The organism is Nonomuraea sp. NPDC049158 (assembly GCF_040648335.1).
Classification (GTDB): Bacteria; Actinomycetota; Actinomycetes; order Streptosporangiales; family Streptosporangiaceae; genus Nonomuraea.
In genome coordinates, this window is sequence record NZ_JBEZDM010000003.1 from 513,323 (window position 1) to 535,375 (window position 22,053).

Here is a 22,053-nt window from a genome sequence, read left to right on the forward strand (position 1 = left end):
AGACCATTCCGTGAATGTCAACGCCGTCTCGGCGGTATTTCAGCGTGTCCTGGAGAACCCGGAAGTCAGCGCGGACTCAGACTTTTTCGTCATGGGCGGGGATTCGCTGCTCGCCACCCGTGTCCTGAGCGCGATCGCCCGTACCAGCGGCGTTGAACTGGATTTCGACGACTTCCTCGACGCGCCGACCCCGAGCGCCCTCGCCAAGAAGATCGCGAGCGCCGACCAGAGTGCGAGCCCCGCATGAGCGTCGTCGTCGTGGGAGCCGGCCTGGCCGGGCTCACCGCCGCCACCGACCTCGCGGCAAGCGGCGTCGAGGTCACCGTCCTCGAGGCACGCGAGCGGGTCGGCGGCCGCACGCACGGCATCGAGGTCGCCCCGGGCGTCTGGGTGGACGCGGGCGCCGCGTACCTGGGAGACCGGCACACCGCCCTGACCGCCCTGCTGGCCGAGCTGGACCTGAAGACCACCCCGACCACCATGACCGGCGCGAGCCGATTCGCGCTCAGTGGTGAGGGCCAGACCAGGGTCGGCCGGTTCCCGCCGCTGTCGGCGGTCGCGCTCGGCGAGCTGTTCGACGCGCTGGACGAGCTGGACCGCGGGGTGCGCGCGGACGCCCCCTGGCTGTCCGCGCACGCCGCCCGGCTGGACGCGCTGACCGCGGCCGAATGGGCGCGCGAGCACCTGCGTCACCCGGACGCGCGGCTGTTCTTCCCGCTGTTCCTCGGCGAGATGATGGCCGCCGACCCGGCGGACGTGTCCGTCCTGCACATGGCCTTCTACCTGCGCTCGGGCGGCGGGATCCGCTACCTGAACGCCTTCGCGGGCGGCGCGCAGGAGGACCGGATCGACGGCGGCGCGCACCAGGTGTGCCGGCGGCTGGCCGCCCGGCTGGGCGACCGGGTGCGGCTCGGCGAGCCGGTGCGCGCGATCCACCAGGACGGCGACGGCGTGACCGTCATCGCCGCGACCGGATCGGTACGGGCCCAGGCCGCGATTGTCGCGGTGCCGCCGTCGCTCGCCGACGCGATCGACCACCGGCCCGGCCTGCCCGCGACCCGCTCCGGCGAGCGTACGGCGCCAGGCTGCGCGGTGAAGGTCCACCTGGTGTATCCGACGCCCGCCTGGCGGGAGCAGGGGCTGTCCGGCTGGTCGGTCAACGCGCGCGGCCCCTTGCTGTCCACCGTGGACGACTCGCCCGCCGACGGCGAGGTGGGCGTGCTGACCGGATTCGTGACCGGCAGGGAGGCGCACAGGTACGCGGCGCTGCCCGCCGCCGAGCAGCGCGAGCAGGCGGTCGCCCAGGCCGCGCGGCTGTTCCCCGGGCTGCCGGAGCCGATCGGCTGCCACGTCACCGACTGGGTCCACGAGCGCTACAGCCGGGGCTGTTACGCGGCGCTGTTCGGGCCGGGCGACTGGCCGCGGCTCGGCCCGCGGCTGACGGCCCCCCACCGACGGGTGCACTGGGCCGGCACCGAGACGAGCACGGAGTTCTTCGGACTGATGGAAGGCGCCATCCGATCGGGGCACCGGGTGGCCGCGGAGACAAGCGCGACGTACCGATGGAGGGACATCCATGACTGACAGCACGTCCATCGCCCCCCTGGCCGTCCGGCAGGGATTCATGACCGAGCCCGGCCTGGGCGCGGGCAACTTCCTCGACCACGCCCTGGCGGCCAACCCGAACCGGGCGGTGCCGTTCGTCTACAGCCACCACAACGACCACCGTGGCGGGGTGGTGCTGCGCGGCCACAGCCTGCTCGACCTCGCGGCGCTGCGCGACCGGTACGCCAAGTGGTACTGGGCCAACGGCGTGCGGCCCGGCGAGCCGGTGGGCATCGTGGTGGCCGAAGGGCTCGAACCGCTGCTCCACTTCCTGGCGCTCACGGCGCTCGGCGCCATCCCGACGATGATCAATGACGCGATGCGGGCCGACATCATGGTCCGCTACCTCGACCACGTGGGCGTCGTCGGCGTCGTCGCCGACGACACGACCAGGCTGCAGATGGCCTACCGCAACGCCCCGCAGACCAGGCCCAGGTTCGTCGCCCTGGCCGCCGAGGTGCGGGCCTACGACGCCGACTCCGGCCGGTTACCGGAGGAGTACCCCTACCAGCACGCTCCCGACGACATCGTGGCGTTGATCCACTCCTCCGGCACCACCGGCACCCCGAAGTCGACGACGCTCGGGCATCGCAGCTTCTGGGACGGCAAGCAGCCGAGGATGCTGCGCTTCCCCGCCGAGCCCTACGACCGGCTGATGTCGCTCATGCCGCACACCCACGCCGGCGGGCTCAGCTACTTCCTCACGGCGGTGCTGCTCGGACTGCCGACCGTGGTCATGGCGGACTGGCGGCGCACGGGCGTGGAGCCGGTGATGGAGGCGTTCCAGCCGACCATGGTGGCCTCCTTCCCCCGGACGTTCGTGGAGCTGGCCACCGGTGAGCTCCCGGTCAAGGGGGCGGCGAAGGTCCACTCCTGGTTCAACACCGGAGACAGCGCCCACTACGGGCACATCAGGCGGCTGGTCGAGCTCGGCGAGCGGCCCGCCGGACTGATCAAGTCGTGGCTGCTCCCGGAGGGCGACGCCGGCGAGCCGCTGCCCGGCTCCCAGTTCGTCGACGGGCTCGGCTCCTCGGAGATGGGGATGGCGCTCTTCGGCCAGGTGACCGCGCCGGAAACGCCGCGCGACGACCGGTGCGTGGGCAAGGCGCAGGACGCGGTGATCAAGGCCGCGGTGCTGGACGAGAACGGCGAGGAGGTGCCCGACGGCACCGTCGGCCTGCTGGCCGTGATCACCCCCTCGCGTACGCCGGGCTACTGGAACGACCCGAGGCTGACCAGCAGCTTCGAGCTCAACGGCTACTGGCTGACCGGGGATGTGGCGCGCCGGGACAGCGAGGGCAATTTCTACCACCTCGACCGCACCGTGGATGTCATCGACACCGCGACGGGGCCGGTCTACAGCCTGCCCATCGAGGAGATCCTCATCGCCGACTGCGCGGACCTCGTCCAGGACTGCTCGGTCGTCGGCGTGCCCGGCAAGGCGGGGGAGGGGCAGCGCCCGATCGCCGTGGTGCGGCTGCAGGCCGGCGCCGCAGACGCCACCGCCGACGAGGTCATGGACAAGGCGAACAAGGCCCTCGCCGACGCCGGTCTGGCCACGCTCGCCACCGTGATCATCGCGCGGACGGACGAGGACTATCCGCTCGGCCCCACGGGCAAGGTGCTCAAGCGCGAGCTCCGTACCCGCCACGCGGTGCTGTTCACCGGATGAGCCATCAGATGAACGCCGACGTCGCCCGCGGCCCGTACACCTATGTGCGCCGTCCGCTCGTCGAGCCGGACTGGCGGCGGCTGCCGGGCTGGCGCGGCGTCACCGACGCGCAGTGGCGCGATGCCCAGTGGCAGCGCGCCCACTGCGTGAAGAACGCCGGGCAGTTGCGCGCGGTGGTGGGCGACCTGCTCCGGGGCTCCTTCTACGCCGACCTGGCGGCCGACGTCGCCCGGTTCGCGACCATGTCCATGCTGATCACACCCCAGTTGCTCAACGTGATGGCGCCGGACGCCGTGAGCGATCCGGACGCGTTCACCCGGGCCTTCCTGGCGGACCCGGTCCGCCGCTACCTGCTGCCGGTCCGCTCCGACCGGCATCCGGTCTGGCCCAGCCATCCGCGCGCCCGCCGCGACTCGCTGCACGAGGCCGAGATGTGGGTGGTGGAGGGGCTGACCCACCGCTACCCGACGAAGGTGCTGGCCGAACTGCTGTCCACCTGCCCGCAGTACTGCGGGCACTGCACCCGGATGGACCTGGTCGGCACCTCGACGCCGCAGGTCGTCAAGGCCCGGCTCGCGCTCAAACCCGTGGACCGGCAGGAGCTGATGCTGGACTACCTCAAGCGCACGCCCGGCGTACGCGACGTGGTGGTCTCCGGCGGCGACGTGGCCAACCTGCCGTGGCCGAGGCTGGAGGCGTTCCTGATGCGGCTGCTGGAGCTGGAGTCCATCCGGGACGTCCGCCTGGCCAGCAAGGCGCTGATCGGCCTGCCCCAGCACTGGCTGCAGCCCCGCGTGGTCGAGGGGATGGGCCGGGTGGCCGCCGTCGCCCGCGCCCGCGGCGTGAACCTGGCCATCCACACCCACGCCAACCACGCGCGGTCGGTGACGCCGCTGGTCGCCGAGGCGGCCCGGGCCATGTTCGAGGCGGGTGTACGGGACGTGCGCAACCAGGGCGTGCTCCTGCGGGGCGTGAACACGACCACGGAAGACCTGCTGGACCTCTGTTTCGCGCTGCAGGGCGAGGCCGGAATCCTGCCCTACTACTTCTACCTCTGCGACCTGATCCCCAACGCGGAACACTGGCGGATCCCGGTCCACCAGGCCCAGCGGCTGCAGGAAGCCATCATGGGCTACCTGCCCGGCTACGCGACGCCGCGGCTCGTGTGCGACGTGCCGTACGTCGGCAAGCGCTGGGTGCACCAGGTGGTGGAGTACGACCGGGAGCGCGGCATCTCGTACTGGGCCCAGAACCACGGGATCGGGCTCCAGCCGGTCGAGGACCGCCTGTTCCCCTTCTACGACCCGATCGACACCTTGCCCGAGCCGGGCCGCCGCTGGTGGGCCGACGGAGAGGGACGACCATGACCCCGAGCACGCTGCGCCGCATGTGCTGGATCTTCCCCGATCGCGAGTCCACCCGGGGCACCGCGATGTGGCACCCCTTCTTCTGGGACCTCTACGCCGAGGTGGCCGCCGAGCTCGGCCTGAGCTGGTGCCGGCATGCCCCGGACGCGGTGACGGTCGACGGCCTGGAGACCGGCAAACCGCGCGTCTACGTGGACGACGAACTCGTCACCCCGGAGGACACGCTCTTCATCACCGCGTTGTACTCGCTGCCCTACCAGTCCATGGACGTCTTCAACCAGTACGCCCTGTACGCCGTGCTGGAGCAGGCCGGCTTCTACCTGTCCTTCCCGCCGAGCCTGTCGCCCATCGCCAACGACAAGCTGGCCACGGTCCTCTACCTGCACGATTCGCCCATCCCGCCGGTGCCCACCCTCCGCATCGGAACCGGCCGGGACACCAGCAAGCACCTGTACGAGGTGGCGCTGGCGAACCTGACCTACCCGGCCATCGTCAAGCCGTCCGGCTGGTGCGGCGGCGGCGGGGTGAACCTGGCCCGCGACGCCGAGGAGATCCGCGGCCTGGCCAGCCTCGCGCAGGGCGGCGACACCACGCTGGTGATCCAGCCCTACCTGGGCGACGGCACGGTCGACTACCGGGTCTACGTCGTCGACGGCGAGCCGTACGCCGTGATGAAGCGGATCCCCGAGCCCGGCTCGCCGGTCGCCAACGCCAGCCGGGGCGGCGCGATGGAGTTCCCGCCGGTCCCGCCCGAGCTGGCCGAGGCGACGGCGTACTTCTACGAGAAGCTGCCCATCCCCTTCTTCTGCGTCGACTTCCTGTACGACGGCGAGCGGTACTGGTTCTCCGAGCTCGAACCCGACGGTGTGATCGCCCCGGACTACGGCGACCCACACCGCACGCTTCAGCGCGAGGTCACCCGGGCCCGCTGGACGGCCTACCGCGACGCCCACACCCGCTGGCTGACCGAAAGTCAGGTGAAGAAATGACCGAATCGTTCTCGCTGTCGCCCGAGGCGGCCGAGCCGCATCTGCGCGTCCCGCGCCGAGCCCTGGAGCGGCTCAAGACCGTCCCCGCGCTCGCGCCGCGCTACGCCGGCTGCGACAAGCTGCTCACGCTGGAGGACGTCGCCGCGCTTCCGCCGCTGGTGAAGGACGACCTGAACGTGGCGCTGGCACACCTGACGCCCAAGGCCGAGCAGGGCGCCACCTGGCTGTTCCAGAGCGGCGGCAGCACCGGCGCGCCCAAGGTCGGCTACGCCCCCACCGGGTTCTACATGGCCGGCGTGTACGAGCAGTGGCGCCCGCTGGAGCCGGACGACGTCTTCGTCAACGGCTGGGGCGCCGGCCGCATGTGGGGCGCCCACTTCCTGGCCGGGGCCTTCGCCGACCTGTCCGGCTGCCGGGTCATCGCGCTGGGCTCGGTGACGAAGGAGGAGTACGGCGACTGGCTGTCGTTCTTCGCCGCCCAGGGCGTGACCGCGTTCGGCGGCACCCCCAGCGTGCTGCGGCTGTGGTTCGCGCACGCGCGGGCCGCTGGCGTGCGCCTGCCCGCGCTGCGCAAGGTGCTCTGGCTCGGCGAGGCATGGCACCCCCAGCTCGACGAGGACATGGCCGTGGTGGCGCCGGACGCGCGCCGCTGGGGCATGTTCGGCAGCACGGAGACCTGGGTGATCGGCACCAACACCCCGCAGTGCCCGGCGGACGTCTTCCACCCGCTGCCCGCGCAGCTCGTGCACGCCGACGCCGACGAGCTGCTCGACTTCACCACGCTCGACCCGGACATGCTCAACCCGGTGCTGCGCTACCGCACCGGCGACGCCGGCCGCTTCGTCACCTGTGAGTGCGGCCGGGAGGACCGGGCGTTGCGGGTGCTGGGCCGCCGTGACTCGGTGGTGCAGGTACGCGGGCTGGGGCTGCACGTGGACGACATCGTCGCCCAGGCGGAGCGCGAGCCGGGCGTCTCCCGGGCGCAGATCCTCATCACCGAGCAGCGGGGCCGGGTCTCGGCGGTGGACGTGCTGCTGCTGACCGACGCGGACGCGCCGCCGGACCTGCCCGAACGGCTGCGCGCGGAGCTCATGTCCGCGACGTTCACGATCAGCACGGCCTTCCAGCACGACCCGCACGCCTTCCGGGTCACGGCCGTCGACGCGCTGATCAGCAACGAGCGCACCGGCAAGACCGCCGGCTTCGTCGTACGGGAGGAGCCGTGAGGTTACCGGAGTCCCTGGGCAGGCAGTTCAACCTGTACTGGGGCGGCCAGACGGTGAGCCTCGTCGGCGACCGCGTCACGGTGTTCGTGGTCCCGACCCTGATGATCTTCGTGCTGCACGCCTCCGCGTTCGAGGTGGGCGTCGTGGCCATGGCCCAGTACCTCGGCATCCCCGTGCTGGGCCCGGTCGCCGGGGTGCTGGTCGACCGGTGGGACAAGCGCCTGACCATGCTGATGTGCGACGTCGTACGGCTGGTGGCGGTGACGGTGATCCCCGTGGCCTACTGGTTCGGCGTGCTGTCGACGCCGTTGCTGTTCGTCTGCGTGGCGCTGGTCAGCGGCGCGACGATCTTCTTCAACGTCGGCTACCTCGTCGCCGTGCCCACCACGGTGCCGGAGGACAAGCTGGTGCGGGCGTACTCGCGCCTTGAGGGCAGCAGCACGGTGTCCGAGCTGGCCGGGCCGTCGATCGCCGCGGGCCTGTACCACGTGCTCGGGGTGGCGGCGCTGCTCGTCGACGCGGCCAGCTATCTGGTTTCGGCGGCGTGCTTCCGCGCCATGCGGCCCTGGGGGGTCAAGGCGGTCCAGCAGGGTTCCGTGTGGTCGCGGCTGGTGCTGGGGTTCCGGCTGAACTGGGCCGATCCGGTGCTGCGCCGGGTGGTCGTGGCGGCCGTCACCCTGAACTCGGGCGGCCCGATCTTCGTCACGGTCCTGCCGGTGCTGGCCTACCAGGGCCTGGGCATCTCGGTGGGTGTGTTCGGGGCGGCGATGTCGGCCGGGGCGGGCGGCGCGGTGATCGGCGCGCTCGTCGCGCCCAAGATCAGTGACCGGCTGGGCCTCGGCCGGACCATGGCCTGGGGACTGCTGCTGCACTGCCTGGTCGGCCTGGGCATCCTCGCCGCGCCCGCGCTGCCCGCCGCACTCGTGATCGGCGTGACGTTCGGCTGCTACGGCTTCTTCATGTCGTGCATCAACGTCTGCAGTGCCCCGATCCGCCAGTCGCGGATGACGGCCCAGAACCAGGGCGTGATGCACGCGGCCTTCCGCACCGTGACGTGGGGAGTGATCCCGCTGGCCGCGCTCGTCGGCGGCACGGCGGTCACCCTGCTGACCGGCAGCCTGGGCGTGCTCGACGCGGCCAAGGTGGTCATGGTCGCCGGCACGCTGCTGGCCGCCTTCTCCTTCCTGCCCGCGGTGGGGATCCAGCCGCTGATGAATCGCGCCAAGAACCTTGAGGAGAGCCCGGCATGACCGTGCTGATCACCGGTACGTCCTCCGGCATCGGCCTGGCGACCGCGGTCACCGCCGCCAGGGCCGGGTTCACCGTGGTGGCCACGATGCGCGACCCGGGCAAGGACGGCGCGCTGCGCGAGGTGGCCGACCAGGCCGGGGTCACGCTGGACATCCGCCGCCTGGACGTCACCGACGCCGCGTCGATCGACTCGTGCCTCCAGGGCGTGCGGGAGGAGTACGGGCGGCTGGACGCGGTGGTCAACAACGCCGGCGTCTCCAACTTCGACCCGACGATGGAGATGTCCACCATGGAGGCGCTGCGGGCCAACCTGGAGGTGAACTTCTTCGGCGTCATCGCCGTGAGCCGGGTGGCGATGCCGCTGCTGCGCGCCGCCCGTGGCCGCCTGCTGACCATCGGCAGCGTGCACGGCGTCGTCGGGCAGCCGTTCAACGAGGCGTACGCGGCGGCGAAGTGCGCCGTCGAAGGGTTCATGGAGAGCCTGGCTCCGGTCGCGGCGGCGCACGGGGTGCGGGTCAGCGTGGTCGTGCCCGGCTTCGTCCCAGACACCGAGTTCGGGATTTTTCCGGACATCAACCGGGGGACCATCCGCGCGGCCTCGGGGCCGTACGCGCGGACGTTCGACGGCTACCTCGACTGGGTGCGCGGCGCGGGCTGGGAGGGAGCCGGCCAGTCCAAGTGGGAGGTGGCCGAGGTGGTGGTGCGCGCGCTGAGCGAGGACGAGCCGCCGTTCCGGGTCCCCACCAGCGAGTGGGTGGCGGCGTACCTGGCGCGCAAGCTCGCCGATCCGGACGGGTCGGCCGTCCAGGCGCAGGCCAGGACCTGGATCGGAGCAACGGTATGAAGGGCCGCGGCATGAACGGTATGACCACTGAGGACCCGGCCTGCCGCTCGCTCGGCATCGCGCTGGAGGAGGTGGCAGCCGGACGGGCGCGGCTGCGGATGCGGATCACCGACGAGATGGTGAACGGCCACGGCATCGCCCATGGCGGCTACCTGTTCCTGCTCGCCGACGCCGCTTTCGCGTACGCCTGCAACAGCTATGGCCGCGTCACGCTGGCGCACAGCGCGCAGGTGACGTTCCTGCGCCCGGCCGCGGCCGGTGACGAGCTGGTCGCCGAGGCCACGGAGCGCGTCAGGTACGGCAGGAACGGCGTCTACGACGTGACCGTACGTCGCCCGGCCGGCGAGATCGTCGCGGAGTTCCGCGGCCAGAGCGTGACGGTCTCCGGCCGGCCCGATGAGACCAGGCAAGCCGACGAAGGGAAGCATTCATGAGCGGGCAGCAGCCGGCGACCCGGCGGACCGGGCGCTGGATCGATCACTGGGAGCCGGAGGACCCCACGTTCTGGGCGGCCACCGGGCGCCGCGTCGCCACCAGGAACCTGGTCTTCTCCATTTTCGTGGAGCATCTAGGCTTCGCGATCTGGCTGCTGTGGAGCGCGATCGTCGTCATCCTCCCCAAAGCGGGGTTCCCCTTCACCGTCGACCAGCTCTTCTGGCTGGTGGCGGTGCCGAATCTGGTCGGGTCCACGCTGCGGCTGCCGTACACGTTCGCGGTCTCGGCCTTCGGCGGCCGCAACTGGAATGTGGCCAGCGCGCTGCTGCTCCTGGTGCCGGTAGGGCTGCTCGCCTGGCTGACCACGGACACGGCGCACCCGTACTGGATGTTCCTGGTCGCCGCGGCGGCGGCCGGGTTCGGCGGCGGGAACTTCGCCTCCTCCATGGCCAACGTCTCCTACTTCTATCCCGAGCGGCGCAAGGGGTTCGCGCTGGGCGTGAACGCGGCCGGCGGCAACCTGGGAGTGGCCGTGGTGCAGGCGCTGATCCCGCTCGTGGCGACGGCCGGCCTGGTGTACGCCGGTCTGGTGTGGGTCGTGCCGATCGTGGCCGCCGCGCTGTGCGCGTACTTCTTCATGGACAACCTGGCCGTGGCGAAGACCGACTTCGGCACCCAGGGGAAGGCGTTCCTGCGCAAGCACACCTGGGTCATGTCCTTCCTCTACATCGGCACCTTCGGCTCCTTCATCGGCTATTCGGCGGCGTTCCCGCTGGTCGTCAAAGCGACGTTCGCCGAGTCCGCGTCGCCGTACTTCGCCTTCCTCGGTCCCCTGGTCGGCTCGCTGTCGCGGCCGGTCGGCGGGTGGCTGGCCGACAGGTACGGCGGGGCCAGGGTCACCGCGTGGTCCTTCATGGCCATGGCGGTGGGGGTCGTCGGGGCGCTCGCGGGGCTCAGGCAGCACGGGTTCCCGCTCTTCCTCGGGGCGTTCATGCTGCTGTTCACCGCCTCGGGGATCGGCAACGGGTCCACGTACCGGATGATTCCGGCAATCTTCACCGCCCAGGCGGAGCACGGCGAGCCGGACGCCCGGCTGCGCGCCAGGCGGGAGGCCGCGGCGGCCATCGGCATCGCCTCGTCGATCGGCGCGTTCGGCGGGTTCCTCATCCCGCGGGGATTCGCCATGTCACTCGGGCAGACCGGGTCCATCGACCTGGCGCTGTACGTGTTCGTCGGCGGTTACGCCGTTTTCCTGGCGACGAACTGGTGGTTCTACCGCCGCAGGGTGCTGACCAGGGTCCCCAATCTGGCCCACAGCCGAATCTAGGAGAGACACATGCCCGCCAAATCCCTGCGTGACCTGGTCGACTTCGCCCGCCGCCACTCGCCCTTCTACGCGGAGGCGTACCGCGACGTGCCCGACGGCGCCTCCGACCTCACCCAGTTGCCGATCATCGACCAGACGGCCTTCTGGGCCGCGAACGTCTACCCGGACAACCGGCTGCTGACCGGCCCGCTGACCGACGCCGGCGTGTACACCTCCGGCGGCACCACCGGCGCGCCGAAGTTCTCCCCGTGGACCCGCACGGAGCACGCCGACTCGGTGACCGCGTTCGGCGCGGGCATGGTCCGGGCGGGGTTGAAGCCGGGGCACCGGGTGGCGAACCTGTTCTCGGCCGGCGAGATGTACGGGGGCTTCCTCTACATCGAGCACGCGCTGCACAACGCCCCGGTGGAGAACGTCCGGCTGCCCATCGCCTGCCACGCCTCCGACGACTCCGTCGCCGACCTGATCGCGTACTTCGGCGTCGACGTGCTGGCGGGCCCGCCGATGAAGCTCGCCACCGTGGCCGACGCGGTGACCGCCCGTGGGCAGGCGGCCGACACGGTGGAGCTGCTGCTGTTCGCCGGCGACTTCCTCTTCGACGACCTGCGTCCCCAGCTGGCCAAGGCGTTTCCCCGGGCCACGATCGCCTCGCTCGGATACGCCTCGGTGGACGCCGGGCTGGTCGGCGGCCCGGTGCCGGGCGACGACGTACGCGTGCACGAGGCCTTCGCCAACCGCACCCTGGTGGAGCTGATCGACGACTCGACCGGCGAGCCGATCACCGTGCCCGGCGTACCCGGCCGGGTGATCGTCACCAATCTGTTCAGGACGCTGATGCCGATCATCCGCTATCCGGCCGGCGACCTGGCGGAGTGGACCGACGCGGACTGCCGCGGATTCCGGCTGCTCGGCAGGTCGGCCGAGGGCGCCAGGGTGGAGACGGTGTCGATGTCGACGGAGGCCATCCGCGCGGTCCTCATCGCGGCGGACCCGAGCCGGGCCATGTCGGGGATGCAGATGGTGCAGCGCCGCTGGAACGGCAAGGACGGGCTGACGCTGCGCCTGGCCTGCACCGAGGAGCCGCCGCCCGAGCTGACGCAGCGGCTCATCGACGCGGTGTACGCGGCCAGGCCGCTGTACCCCCAGACGGTGGAGGAAGGGGGCGTCCATCCGCTGACGGTCGAATGGGTACGGCCTTCGGAGCTGGCGCTGCATCCCCGTACGGGGAAGGTCCTGCAGGTGGTCGACGAACGCCTCGGGTCCTGACCCGGGAAGGTCAGTCCATGGCGAAGCGGACGATCACCCAGGTCGTGTTCCCGCCCACGCGCTGGCAGGGGTTGGGGAAGACCTGACCCTTGTAGTTCGCGGCCAGGCAGAATCCTGGCGCGGCGCCCTGCCAGTTCACCATGTAGTGGTCGCCGTCGGCCTCGGTGCCGAGTTTGGTGAAGGTCAGCCGTTGTCCCTTGGCGTCGTTCGCGCATCGCCCTGCGAGGACCTTCTTCTCGTCGGCCGGACCGGTCGGCCGGCCGAGGCACATCGAGCCGGTGGCGAACTGGGAGCGGGCGGTGCGCTTCCACAACATGTACTTGGAGTGGGGGTCGCAGTTTCCGGCGGCGGCGATGGTCTTGCCGGTCGGCACATAGGTGCCGTAGGTCAGGCACAGGCCGGAGTCGACGTTACGGAACAGGCGTGGCCCCTTCGCCGACTCCGTCGGCGCTCCGGGCAACAGGACGGCCAGCAGGGTCGCGGTCAAGACAGTGGATAAGATCACGCGTCAGCGTACGGGGAAGGTCCCGCAGGTCATGGACGAACGCTCCTAATATGGAGATTCATCCACCATAGGGATTGAATGCGGTAGCAATCTCCATGGTCAGGCCCGTCTCCCGGCTGCTTGGCTGTCGGCATGCGAGTCATCGTGCCCGCCGGCGAAGGGCGGGCGGTAAAGGTCAGTACCGGTCAGCGTGTGCGCGTCACCGATCTTGACGGAGGTCAGGTCGGTGACGTGTTCGCGTTCGCCGCGGACGACGTGAGCGAGCACCTCAGCGCGTCGCACACGCGGGCCGCCATCAGCCGCCTGTTCCCGCTGGTCGGCGAGCAGTTCGTCACCGACCGGCGCAGGCCCATCCTCACCCTGGTGGCGGACACCTCGCCCGGCCGGCATGACATGCTCATCGCGGCCTGCGACCCGGCGCGCTATCGCGCTCTGGGCGTGCCCGGGTTCCATGCCTCCTGCGCGGACAACCTGGGCGAGAGCCTGTCCCGGCTCGGCCTGGCCTGCCCGGGCATCCCGCAGCCCGTCAACGTGTTCATGCGGATTCCCGTGGCGGACGACGGCCGGCTGAGCTGGCTGAGCTCGGTCAGCCGCCCGGGTGACGCGATCACGTTCGAGGCGGCGATGGACTGCGTGTTCGTGCTCTCGGCGTGCCCGCAGGACCTGGTCGGGATCAACGGGCACCGGCCGACGCCGCTGGCGATCGACCTGATCACACAAGGAGAGAGCGAACGATGAACGATGTCCAGCACCCCGCCCTACGGCCGGAACGCGTCGGCGAGCTCAGCCTCGCCAACCGGCTGGCGGTCTCGCCCATGACCAGGGTGTCCGCCGCCGCCGATGGCACGCCGACAGCCGAGATGGCCGACTATTACCGGGCGTACGCCCAGGGCGGCTTCTCCCTCGTCGTGACCGAGGGAACCTACACCGACACCTGGCACAGCCAGGGGTACACCAACCAGCCGGGCATCGTCACCGACGGCCACGAGGCCGCCTGGCGGGAGATCGTCAGCCAGGTGCACGACGCCGGAGCGTCGATGATCCTCCAGCTCATGCACGCGGGCGCGCTGTCGCAGGGCAACCGCTACCGCGACGAGACGGTGGCGCCGTCGGCCGTCCCGCCACGTGGGGAGAAGATGCCCGAGTACGGCGGGCACGGCCCATGGCCGACACCTCGCGCGATGAGCCAGGAGGACATCGACCGCGTGGTGGCCGGTTTCGTGGCCTCGGCCGTCCGCGCCCGGCGGGCGGGTTTCGACGGGGTCGAGGTGCACGGCGCCAACGGCTACCTCGTGGACCAGTTCCTGACGGACTACACCAACGAGCGCGACGATCGCTACGGCGGCACGGTCGCCCATCGGGTACGGCTGGCCGCCGACATCGTCTCCGCCATCCGCGCGGAGCTCGGCCCGGACTTCTGCGTGGGGATCCGGCTGTCCCAGGGCAAGGTCAACGACTTCACGCACCGATGGGCAGGCGGCTCCAGGGACGCGGAGACCATCTTCGCCGCGCTCGCCGGGGCGGGCGCGAGCTACCTGCACATCGCCAGTGAAGGACGGGATTGGGTGGAGACGGCGACCCTGGACGGAGGGATGACGATCACCGGCCTCGCCCGGAAGATGACGGGGCTGCCCGTGCTGGCCAACGGCGGCATGCACGACCTCGACCAGGCGGCCATGCTGCTGGAGGACGGCCACGCGGACGTGCTGACCCTGGGCCGGGGCGCGCTCGCCAACCCGGACTTCCCACGGCGCCTGGCCCAGGGGCTGCCCATGGCGGCCTTCGATCACCAGATGCTCCAGCCGATGGCGACACTGAGCAACGCCCGCCGGTGGCGACAGACGGCTTGAGATCAGGCAGCGCGACGAGCTCAGTCCATCGCGTCGATGGTCAGCGCCAGGAACAGATCCACCCGATCCTCGGTGCGCCCCACGTCTCTGCCGGTGAGCTCGGTGATCTTGGCCAGCCGGTTGCGGAGCGTGTTGACATGCACATGCAACGCTCCGGCAGTCGCCGCCCACTGCCCATCGTGATCGAGGTAGGTCCGCAGCGTCAGCTCGAGCTCACCGCCACGCCGCGCGTCATGGTCCTTCATCGGCCCGAGGAGCTCGCCGGAGAACTGGCGCAGGGTCTCCACGTCGAGCGATCCGAGGAGCAGCCGGTGCGTACCCAACTCGGTGAAGGCCCGTACGGAAGGTCCCGTGCGGGTCCGCCGCAGCACGCGGCAGGTCTCCCTGGACTGCAGGAGCCGGGGTCGCAGCTCGGCCGAATGGGCGGCGAGCCCGCCCAGGCCCGCGACCGGGCGGAGGCCAGGGAAGCGCGGTTCGACGCCGCGTAGCAGGCGCTCGGCGAGCAGCGGCAGCTCACTCTCGGGATGGCGCCAGGGGAGTACGGCGACGACGTCCTGCGTGCCATCGGCGACGACGACCGGCACCCCTTCGGCCGCGAAGAACTCCCCGATCACCTCGGCGAGCCCGTGCATCGTCGCGGTCTCGCCGAGCGCGAACGCCACGGCGCAGACGGCCAGCGGACCGCCCGGATCCACGCCGAAGGCGCGCAGCCGGTCAGGGACCTCGGCGAAGCGCCGGCCTCCGGACAGAATCATCTCCAGCAGCTCGCTGGCGAAGCGCATCTCGATCGCCTGGACCGCCTGCTGCTTCGCCACCTCCAGACTGAGGAACCGGGCCGTCTGCTCCAGCGCCTCCCGCTCGTTCGCGGCGAGCTCACGCAACGGGCGCAGGCAGATGAGCGCCGCGTCGAGGTCGCCGACGGCACCCACCGGGAACAGCGCCGCGCGCCCGGCGTCCCCCAGATCCACCTCCAGGGCCGGCGGCCTCTTGACCAATCCCGTGGCCACGGCGTGCAGCTGGTCCGTGCCGAGGTCGGCGCCGGCCATCGCGAGCGACCGCGCCATCCTGTCGACCACCGCGAGCGGCAGGTCATGGTCACGCCGCAGGACGTCGAGCACGCCGGAGGCGCCGGCTCCCCGGGAGATCGCCGTGGCCAGGGCGTCTCCCCGGCGCACCATGCCGACCAGCGCCTGCTTGCGTTCGTCGGTCAGCATGTCGGCCACGGCCTGCGAAACCGCCGTGAACGGCACCGCGATGGAGATCTCCAGCAGCGGCAGCTCCCCTTCGCGGCAGGCGTCGACGAGCTCCGGGGGAGTGGCGGGCGTCTCGGCCCGCAGGCCGAACACGATGCCGCCGGCCTTGGCCTTCATGACGTTCCGCACGAAGTGCTCCGGCGGCACCTGGTCGAGCCACAGGCCGTTCGTCAGTACGAGCTCGCCTTCGCGTACGTAGTGCGAAGGGTCGGGCAGCTCGGTGTTGTGCACCCAGGTGACAGGCTCGTCCAGCGCGCCCGGCCGGCCCGGCGCCAGCACACGGAGTTCGAGTGAGGCGCGATCCACCAAGGCTTGAAGCGTGAACACGCTGTAACTATAGACAGCCGACAGCTGATTCCATGGAACTTCCTCCGATGGGGGTCAGGCCCCTTCCACCGCGTACGTGACCAGCGTCGTGAGCACTTCCTTGACCGACTCGCGCTCGCGTACGTCGCACAGCACGACCGGGGTGGTCTCGGCCAGGCCGAGCGCCCGCCGTACCTTGGCCGGGTCGTAGCGTTTGGCCCCGTCGAAGCAGTTCACGGCGACCAGGAACGGGATGCCGCGCTGCTCGAAGTAGTCCACCGCCGGGAAGCAGTCCTGCAGGCGGCGGGTGTCGGTGAGCACGACCGCGCCGAGCGCGCCGACCGACAGCTCATCCCACATGAACCAGAACCGGTCCTGCCCGGGGGTGCCGAACAGGTACAGCCACAAGCCGTCGCGGATGGTGATGCGGCCGAAGTCCAGCGCCACAGTGGTGGTGACCTTGGAGTCCACGCCCGAGGTGTCGTCCACCCCGATGCCCCGCTCGCTCAGGAGCTCCTCGGTGTGCAGCGGCCGGATCTCGCTGATGGTGCCGACCATGGTGGTCTTGCCGACGCCGAAGCCGCCCGCGATGAGGATCTTGATGGCCAAGGCCGAGGCGACCGCGGTCGCCCCCGGCTCAGAGGCTGCGTAGCCCATGCAGCACTTCCCTGTAGATGCGTTCGTCGATCGTCTGCGCCGCGGGGCGCGGGCGTTCGATGGTGACAAGACCCTCGCGTCGCAGGTCGCTCAGGATCACCCGCGTGATGTTGAGCGGCAGCTTGAGGTGGGCCGCGACATCCGCCACCGGTGTGGGCCTGCGGCACACCGACAGCACGGTGCGATGCTCCGGGATCAGGTCCGCGGCCTCGTAGGCGCCGCCGACCGTGGTGACGATGGCCACCAGGTCGAACGTCTCGCCACGCGGTCGCGCCCTGCCTCCGGTCAGCCCGAAGAGCCGGATCAGCGGCCCGGGATCCTCCCCGGTCACGGTCTGGCGCCGTTCCAGGCGGGTGCCGGTGCCGCTCCCCTCGGCTGAGAGGAGAGGTGCTCCCCGACGCGCTTGACCATGAGCGCCATCTCGTAGGTGACCATGCCCAGCTCGGCGTCACCCGAGGCGAGCACGGCCAGCCGGGCGCCCTGGCCCGCCGCGGTGACGAACAGGAAGCCACCCTCCAGCTCGATGATGGTCTGTCGTACGCCGCCCAGGCCGAAGTGCCGTCCCGCGCCCATGGCGAGGCTGTGGCTGCCGGCGGAGATGGCGGACAGGTGCTCGGAGTCCTCCCGCGTCAGCTCCCGGGAGCCGCCCATGGCCAGCCCGTCGGCGGACAGCACGATGGCGTGCCGGATGCCGGGGACCCGCTGGGTGAGGTCGTCGAGGAGCCAGCTCAGTTCACTTCTGGCGTCAGGCATCGGGATTGTCGTCCTTTCGGTTCCACACGTCGTGTTCCTGCTCCGTCTGGTCGCGACCTTGCTGCCAGCCACGTTGCATGGACGACATGATCTGTGCGAGCTCCTCCGGCGAGCGCACCGAGACGGCGCTGCGGTCCGCGCGCCGCGCGGCGCGCAGCTGAGGAGCCATGTTGGCTTGAGGTACGCGCATAGGCAAGCCGTCGAGGTCCTCGTCGGCCTCCTGGGCGGGCACTGTGCGGCTCCACTCTACGGATGGACCCGGGGACCCGGCGGAGCCGCGTCCCGATCTCGAAATCGGTCCGGTACTCGGCTCGGCGAGGAACTCGCTCCCCGGCCCATTCGCCGAGCCGTTCCCCAGCCCATTCCCCAGCCCATTCCCCAGCCCGTTCGCCGGGCCGGGTGCCGGCCGCGGCACAGGACCGGCCTCGAACCAGGTCGCGCGCTCGGGCTCCGGAGCGCGGCCGCCCGCGTCCGGCGGGCCGTCCGGGGCAGCCGCGTCCCCGTGGTCACGGGCGTGGTCACCAGGGACCTCCCAGCCGTTCACGGCCTCCGCCGCGCGGGCGGAGAAGGCATCCGAGGCGAGGGGGGAGTCCGAGGCCAAGGGGGAGAAGGGTTCCGGAGAGAACGGCTCCGGGGACAGGGACACCACGCGGGGCCGGGCCTCGGCGGGCGCGGTGCCGATCGCCCGCATGGGCCTGGGCGCGCGACCGGCGTGACCGACCGGGTGCGCCGCGGCGACGGCCAGGGCCTCGGCGTTGGCGAGCAGCGCGGTGGGGATCAGCATGATCGCGGTGGTCCCGTCGTACGGCGAGCGGCGCAGCATGATCTTGATGCTGTGCCGGGCCGCCAGCCTGGAGACCACGAACAGGCCGAGCCGGTCGCTGTCGGCCAGGTCGAACTCCGGCGGGTTGACCAGCCGGGCGTTGAGCTCGTCGAGAGTGTCCTGGTTCATCCCCAGCCCCCGGTCCTCCACCTCGAGCGCGAAGCCGTTGGCCGCGGTCATGCTGCGGACGTGCACGGTCGTGTCGGGCGGGGAGAAGACGGCGGCGTTCTCCACCAGCTCGGCGATCAGGTGGATCACGTCGGTGACCGCGGCGCCGACCAGCAGCGGGGAGTCCGGCATCGGGGCGATGGTGACGCGGGTGTAGTCCTCGACCTCCAGCACCGCCGCGCGTACGACGTCGAACAGCGGCACCGGGTCGCGCCAGCGGCGGGCGGGGGCGGAGTCGGACAGGATGATGAGGTTCTCCGCGTGCCGCCGCATGCGGGTGGTCAGGTGGTCGAGCTTGAAGAGGTCTTCCAGGACCTCAGGATCGTCCACCCGGCGCTCCATGGTGTCGAGCAGCGCGAGCTGGCGATGGAGCAGCGCCTGGTTGCGCCAGGCCAGGTTGAGGAAGACCTGGGCGACGCCCTTGCGCAGCGTCGCCTGGCCGACCGCGGCCTCGACCGCGGTGCGGCGTACGGCGGAGAACGCGTTCACCACGCGATCGACCTCGGCGGTGTGGGCCGGGTCGAGGCCGGGCGCCTCCGTGGCCGGATCGACGTCGTCGCCGCGGCGCAGCCGCTCGACCAGCCGGGGCAGCCGTTCTTCGGCGAGTTCGACCGCGGACGCCTGAAGCCGTCTGAGCTCACTGATCAGCGACTGGCCGAACCGGTACGACAGCGCCACCGACGCGACCACCGCGGCCAGGCCCAGGATCAGGACCAGCCAGATCCGCCAGTACGCCCCGGTCTTCTGATCCTCGGCCTCCACCGAGGTGCGGCCCAGCTCGGCGTGCGTGTCGAGGTTGATGGCGCTGAGGAGGGTCTCGGCGTCGGCCTTCCATTCGTCGGGGTCCACCGGCGGCGATCCGTTGGTGTCCCAGTTGAACAGCCGGTCTTCCACCGACAGCAGCCGCTTGTACGGGGCACTGGCGACCAGCTTGTCGTAGTTCTCCCGCAGTTCGGGGCCCGCGTCGCGTTCGGCGTTGGCGAAGACGAGCCGGCGGCTGGTCATGGCGGCGACGAACGAGGCACGGTCCGTGGGGGACATCTTGCGGCGCACGATCGTGCTGGTGAGCACGGCGTGCTCCTGGCCCAGGTATTCCGCCGTGGAGCTGTAGGCCGCCATGCCGCGCACCGCGCGGTAGGACGAGAGGCTGCTCAGCGCGTCGTAGTCGGTGAACTGCCGGTTGGCGACGCTGATCAGGTTGCTGTACGCGTCGATGATCTTCAGCGGCGGGGACAGCGCGCCCTCGTCCGCGCGCTCGCGCAGCGACTGGAGGCCGTCGAGGGCCCGTACCAGCTCCCGCACCTCGGCCGGGGTGTCGTCCTCCGACCCTTCGCCACCGGTGCCGATGGATCCGATGGCCTCGCGCAGCCGCGCGACCTTGCCATCGGTGATCGGCCGCTGCTCGGCCAGCAGCGCGTACGTGCCGGTGCTGCGTGGCGCCGCCGCCGAAAGCTGGCGCTCCTGCTGCAGCTCGATGATCAGCTCCAGGACCGGCGATCCGATGGCGTCCCACCGGTCCTGCCTCTGGGAGACCGCGGCGATCTCATCCGCGCTGGAGTAGGCGATGAACCCCCATAAGGCGACCATCGAGACCAGCGGAAGCAGCAGGATCCTCAGCAGTTTGGTGCGGATCGGCGGAGGCGAGCTCATCCATCGTGTCCAATTCCGCGCGTAGTGGTGCGCCGCTAGGCAGTCGTGAACTGGTAGCGGCCCCCCAGGATGCCCGCCACGACTGATACGCCTGTGGTGCGTCCACTATGCCGATGGGGCAGATGTACTTCAAGCTCCAGATGTGAAGATTCGTGCACAATGGTGGGTTGACTCTTTGTCAGCACACGGTTTGTGATCGTGACGGTTGGCGTCTGACGCACAGTGACGAGTATGGGCGCCGCCGTGGCCCGGATCGCCGACCGGCTCGGGCTTGGCGTAAAAGCCTTCCGTCCACCGGGAGAGCGCTATCCGCGAGATCGGACCAGAGCTATGTTTCAGGCGCATGATTCCCTCCGGCCCGTCCCGAAGGAGTTGCGTACATGCCTGAAACTCTCGCTCCGACGCCGAAAAGGAAATCGAGCCGTCGCGTTTTCGCGCTGCTGACCGCCGTCATCACGTTTCTCTTAGGAATCCCCGCGAGCCCCGCCCTCGCCGGCGCGGCCCGCCCGGTGGTGCGGGCGGAGACCGGTCTGCTCAGGGGCGCCGTGGCCGATCGTGTGGACCGGTTCCTGGCCGTCCCGTACGCGCAGCCGCCGGTCGGCGACCTGCGCTGGAGCGCGCCCCGCCCGGCCCGCGCGTGGACGGGCGTTCGCGACGCCGCCGAGTGGGGCAACCGCTGTTCCGCCGCGGCCAGCAGCAACGGACCGCGTTCCGAGACCGAGGACTGCCTGTACCTCAACGTCTTCAGGCCTGCCGGCACCAAGGCCGGGCAGCGGCTGCCCGTGCTGTTCTGGATCCACGGCGGCGGCCTGGTCAACGGCTCCGGCAACCAGCACGACGGCAGCCTGATCGCCCGGCTGGAGAACGTCGTGGTGGTGAGCATCAACTACCGCCTGGGCGTGTTCGGCTTCCTGGCCCACCCGGCGCTCACCCGCGAGGCCGGTCAGTCCGGCAACTACGGGTTCCTCGACCAGCAGGCGGCGCTGCGCTGGGTACAGCGCAACATCGGCGCCTTCGGCGGCGATTCCCGGCAGGTCACCATCGACGGCGAGTCGGCCGGCGGGTTCTCCGTCTGCGGCCACCTCACCGCCCCCGGATCGAGCGGGCTCTTCAACCGCGCGATCATCCAGAGCGGCTCCTGTGTCAGCCAGCCCGTCAGCCAGGGGGAGCAGTCCGGCACCTCCATCGCCGGCCAGCTCGGCTGCGCCGACGACGCGACCGCCGTCGCCTGCCTGCGCGCGCTGTCCCCGGCGCGGCTCGTCGACGGGCCGCAGTTCAGCTCGTTCGTGTCCGGCGGCCCGGTGCTGCCGGAGGCTCCCGGTGACGCCGTCCGCGCGGGTCACTTCCAGCGCGTGCCCCTGATCGTGGGCTCCACCCGCGACGAGGGCCGTACGTTCGCGCAGGGCAATCTGGACTGGACGCGGGAGCAGTACGAGAGCTTCGTCCGCTCCCTGTACGGCGCCAACGCCGACGCCATCCTGCGCCGGTATCCCTGGCCGGCGGCGCCGGACCGGTTCACCGGCGCGTACCTGTCGGCGGCGATCTTCACCGACTCCGGGTTCATCGCGGGCCTGGGCGGCTGCCCGACGCTCCGGTTCATCAAGGACCTGTCCGGCTACACCCGCGTGTTCGCCTACCGGTTCGACCACCGTACGGGGCCGGGCCTGACCCCCCAGCCGGTCGGGTACGAGTGGGGCGCCGGGCACGCCGCCGAGCTGGCCTACCTGTGGCCGAGCTTCGACAACGGCACGCCGATCGCGCCCACCTTCGACGCGGCCGAGCGCCGGCTGGCGGCGGACATGGTGCACTACTGGGGCTCGTTCACCCGGCTCGCCCGGCCGCAGGCGCCGTTCGCGTCGCCCTGGCCGGACTACAACCGCACCTCGCGCGTCATGTCGCTGCGCGCGGGCGGACGGTCGGTGATGGTCCCGGCCACCGAGATGGCCACCGAGCACAACTGCGACCTGTGGGACGCGCTCTGACCTTCTGCCCGTGGGACCAGGGCGACTTGCCCGTGGGACCAGGGCGCGGACAGGACGACTTGCCCGTGGGACCACGGCGCGGACAGGGCGACGAACGTGCCGCGGCACCCTGGCCGATGACCCG

The 22,053-nt window shown here is 71.1% G+C and carries 20 protein-coding genes; 14 read left to right on the forward strand and 6 right to left on the reverse strand.

What is annotated here, in order from left to right; all coding sequences use genetic code 11:
• The first annotated feature begins 10 nt into the window (after positions 1–10).
• Genes AB0B61_RS09875 through AB0B61_RS09925 form a run of 11 tightly spaced genes read left to right on the forward strand, consistent with a single transcriptional unit; the run spans position 11 to position 11,982 of the window.
• A complete protein-coding gene (locus tag AB0B61_RS09875) occupies positions 11–247 on the forward strand; it encodes a phosphopantetheine-binding protein (RefSeq protein WP_358430206.1) in 237 nt (78 codons plus the stop codon).
• Positions 244–1,584, forward strand: coding sequence for an FAD-dependent oxidoreductase (locus AB0B61_RS09880; protein WP_358430209.1), 1,341 nt, complete (start codon positions 244–246; stop codon positions 1,582–1,584). Before AB0B61_RS09875 ends, AB0B61_RS09880 begins: the two co-directional genes overlap by 4 nt.
• A complete protein-coding gene (locus tag AB0B61_RS09885) occupies positions 1,577–3,277 on the forward strand; it encodes a class I adenylate-forming enzyme family protein (RefSeq protein WP_358430212.1) in 1,701 nt (566 codons plus the stop codon). The genes AB0B61_RS09880 and AB0B61_RS09885 overlap by 8 nt, the downstream gene beginning before the upstream one ends.
• Entirely contained in the window at positions 3,274–4,644 is a 1,371-nt protein-coding gene (locus tag AB0B61_RS09890; protein ID WP_358430215.1) for a lysine 2,3-aminomutase, read from the forward strand. The genes AB0B61_RS09885 and AB0B61_RS09890 overlap by 4 nt, the downstream gene beginning before the upstream one ends.
• Positions 4,641–5,633: a hypothetical protein gene (locus AB0B61_RS09895; protein ID WP_358430217.1), complete on the forward strand. Its 993-nt coding sequence runs from the start codon at positions 4,641–4,643 to the stop codon at positions 5,631–5,633. The genes AB0B61_RS09890 and AB0B61_RS09895 overlap by 4 nt, the downstream gene beginning before the upstream one ends.
• Positions 5,630–6,859: an AMP-binding protein gene (locus AB0B61_RS09900; protein ID WP_358430219.1), complete on the forward strand. Its 1,230-nt coding sequence runs from the start codon at positions 5,630–5,632 to the stop codon at positions 6,857–6,859. The genes AB0B61_RS09895 and AB0B61_RS09900 overlap by 4 nt, the downstream gene beginning before the upstream one ends.
• Positions 6,856–8,109, forward strand: a complete 1,254-nt coding sequence (locus AB0B61_RS09905) for an MFS transporter (protein WP_358430222.1) — start codon at positions 6,856–6,858, stop codon at positions 8,107–8,109. Before AB0B61_RS09900 ends, AB0B61_RS09905 begins: the two co-directional genes overlap by 4 nt.
• Positions 8,106–8,954 carry an SDR family NAD(P)-dependent oxidoreductase gene (locus AB0B61_RS09910; protein ID WP_358430224.1) on the forward strand — a complete coding sequence of 283 codons (849 nt, stop codon included), beginning with the start codon at positions 8,106–8,108 and terminating at the stop codon, positions 8,952–8,954. The genes AB0B61_RS09905 and AB0B61_RS09910 overlap by 4 nt, the downstream gene beginning before the upstream one ends.
• A 20-nt stretch (positions 8,955–8,974) precedes the next feature.
• A complete protein-coding gene (paaI, locus tag AB0B61_RS09915; protein ID WP_358430227.1) occupies positions 8,975–9,388 on the forward strand; it encodes a hydroxyphenylacetyl-CoA thioesterase PaaI in 414 nt (137 codons plus the stop codon).
• Positions 9,385–10,716, forward strand: a complete 1,332-nt coding sequence (locus AB0B61_RS09920) for an MFS transporter (RefSeq protein WP_358430230.1) — start codon at positions 9,385–9,387, stop codon at positions 10,714–10,716. Before paaI ends, AB0B61_RS09920 begins: the two co-directional genes overlap by 4 nt.
• A 9-nt stretch (positions 10,717–10,725) precedes the next feature.
• Positions 10,726–11,982: a hypothetical protein gene (locus AB0B61_RS09925; protein WP_358430233.1), complete on the forward strand. Its 1,257-nt coding sequence runs from the start codon at positions 10,726–10,728 to the stop codon at positions 11,980–11,982.
• Positions 11,983–11,992: 10 nt separating this feature from the next.
• On the opposite strand, the gene AB0B61_RS09930 is transcribed toward AB0B61_RS09925, so the two are convergent.
• Positions 11,993–12,469 carry a hypothetical protein gene (locus AB0B61_RS09930; RefSeq protein WP_358430236.1) on the reverse strand — a complete coding sequence of 159 codons (477 nt, stop codon included), beginning with the start codon at positions 12,467–12,469 and terminating at the stop codon, positions 11,993–11,995.
• A gap of 150 nt (positions 12,470–12,619) precedes the next feature.
• Here AB0B61_RS09930 and AB0B61_RS09935 point away from each other — a divergent pair, with 150 nt between their 5' ends.
• On the forward strand, positions 12,620–13,225 hold the full coding sequence (locus AB0B61_RS09935) for an urea carboxylase-associated family protein (RefSeq protein ID WP_358430239.1): 606 nt from the start codon (positions 12,620–12,622) through the stop codon (positions 13,223–13,225).
• Positions 13,222–14,337 (forward strand): NADH:flavin oxidoreductase, encoded by a 1,116-nt coding sequence (locus AB0B61_RS09940; RefSeq protein WP_358430242.1) that lies wholly within the window; start codon positions 13,222–13,224, stop codon positions 14,335–14,337. The genes AB0B61_RS09935 and AB0B61_RS09940 overlap by 4 nt, the downstream gene beginning before the upstream one ends.
• A 20-nt stretch (positions 14,338–14,357) precedes the next feature.
• On the opposite strand, the gene AB0B61_RS09945 is transcribed toward AB0B61_RS09940, so the two are convergent.
• Genes AB0B61_RS09945 through AB0B61_RS09965 form a run of 5 tightly spaced genes read right to left on the reverse strand, consistent with a single transcriptional unit; the run spans position 14,358 to position 19,947 of the window.
• Positions 14,358–15,917 carry a PucR family transcriptional regulator ligand-binding domain-containing protein gene (locus tag AB0B61_RS09945; RefSeq protein WP_358430245.1) on the reverse strand — a complete coding sequence of 520 codons (1,560 nt, stop codon included), beginning with the start codon at positions 15,915–15,917 and terminating at the stop codon, positions 14,358–14,360.
• Positions 15,918–15,971: 54 nt separating this feature from the next.
• Positions 15,972–16,553: an ATP/GTP-binding protein gene (locus tag AB0B61_RS09950; RefSeq protein ID WP_357952297.1), complete on the reverse strand. Its 582-nt coding sequence runs from the start codon at positions 16,551–16,553 to the stop codon at positions 15,972–15,974.
• Positions 16,534–16,884 carry a DUF742 domain-containing protein gene (locus tag AB0B61_RS09955; protein ID WP_358430248.1) on the reverse strand — a complete coding sequence of 117 codons (351 nt, stop codon included), beginning with the start codon at positions 16,882–16,884 and terminating at the stop codon, positions 16,534–16,536. The genes AB0B61_RS09950 and AB0B61_RS09955 overlap by 20 nt, the downstream gene beginning before the upstream one ends.
• Complete coding sequence (locus AB0B61_RS09960; protein WP_357641159.1) at positions 16,881–17,306, reverse strand: roadblock/LC7 domain-containing protein; 426 nt, start codon at positions 17,304–17,306, stop codon at positions 16,881–16,883. The genes AB0B61_RS09955 and AB0B61_RS09960 overlap by 4 nt, the downstream gene beginning before the upstream one ends.
• Positions 17,299–19,947, reverse strand: coding sequence for a nitrate- and nitrite sensing domain-containing protein (locus AB0B61_RS09965; protein WP_358430251.1), 2,649 nt, complete (start codon positions 19,945–19,947; stop codon positions 17,299–17,301). The genes AB0B61_RS09960 and AB0B61_RS09965 overlap by 8 nt, the downstream gene beginning before the upstream one ends.
• Before the next feature lie 380 nt (positions 19,948–20,327).
• Between AB0B61_RS09965 and AB0B61_RS09970 the strand changes: the two genes are divergently transcribed.
• Positions 20,328–21,929 carry a carboxylesterase family protein gene (locus tag AB0B61_RS09970; RefSeq protein WP_358430254.1) on the forward strand — a complete coding sequence of 534 codons (1,602 nt, stop codon included), beginning with the start codon at positions 20,328–20,330 and terminating at the stop codon, positions 21,927–21,929.
• Positions 21,930–22,053 lie beyond the last annotated feature (124 nt).

Bases quoted from the DNA above. Each gene is read 5' to 3' on its own strand.
- AB0B61_RS09910 (WP_358430224.1), top strand. From the start codon at position 8,106: ATGACCGTGCTGATCACCGGTACGTCCTCCGGCATCGGCCTGGCGACC.
- AB0B61_RS09880 (WP_358430209.1), top strand. From the start codon at position 244: ATGAGCGTCGTCGTCGTGGGAGCCGGCCTGGCCGGGCTCACCGCCGCC.
- AB0B61_RS09965 (WP_358430251.1), bottom strand. From the start codon at position 19,947: ATGAGCTCGCCTCCGCCGATCCGCACCAAACTGCTGAGGATCCTGCTG.
- AB0B61_RS09935 (WP_358430239.1), top strand. From the start codon at position 12,620: ATGCGAGTCATCGTGCCCGCCGGCGAAGGGCGGGCGGTAAAGGTCAGT.
- AB0B61_RS09950 (WP_357952297.1), bottom strand. From the start codon at position 16,553: ATGGGCTACGCAGCCTCTGAGCCGGGGGCGACCGCGGTCGCCTCGGCC.
- AB0B61_RS09885 (WP_358430212.1), top strand. From the start codon at position 1,577: ATGACTGACAGCACGTCCATCGCCCCCCTGGCCGTCCGGCAGGGATTC.
- AB0B61_RS09895 (WP_358430217.1), top strand. From the start codon at position 4,641: ATGACCCCGAGCACGCTGCGCCGCATGTGCTGGATCTTCCCCGATCGC.
- AB0B61_RS09925 (WP_358430233.1), top strand. From the start codon at position 10,726: ATGCCCGCCAAATCCCTGCGTGACCTGGTCGACTTCGCCCGCCGCCAC.
- AB0B61_RS09940 (WP_358430242.1), top strand. From the start codon at position 13,222: ATGAACGATGTCCAGCACCCCGCCCTACGGCCGGAACGCGTCGGCGAG.
- AB0B61_RS09920 (WP_358430230.1), top strand. From the start codon at position 9,385: ATGAGCGGGCAGCAGCCGGCGACCCGGCGGACCGGGCGCTGGATCGAT.
- AB0B61_RS09960 (WP_357641159.1), bottom strand. From the start codon at position 17,306: ATGCCTGACGCCAGAAGTGAACTGAGCTGGCTCCTCGACGACCTCACC.
- AB0B61_RS09900 (WP_358430219.1), top strand. From the start codon at position 5,630: ATGACCGAATCGTTCTCGCTGTCGCCCGAGGCGGCCGAGCCGCATCTG.
- paaI (WP_358430227.1), top strand. From the start codon at position 8,975: ATGACCACTGAGGACCCGGCCTGCCGCTCGCTCGGCATCGCGCTGGAG.
- AB0B61_RS09970 (WP_358430254.1), top strand. From the start codon at position 20,328: ATGCCTGAAACTCTCGCTCCGACGCCGAAAAGGAAATCGAGCCGTCGC.
- AB0B61_RS09890 (WP_358430215.1), top strand. From the start codon at position 3,274: ATGAGCCATCAGATGAACGCCGACGTCGCCCGCGGCCCGTACACCTAT.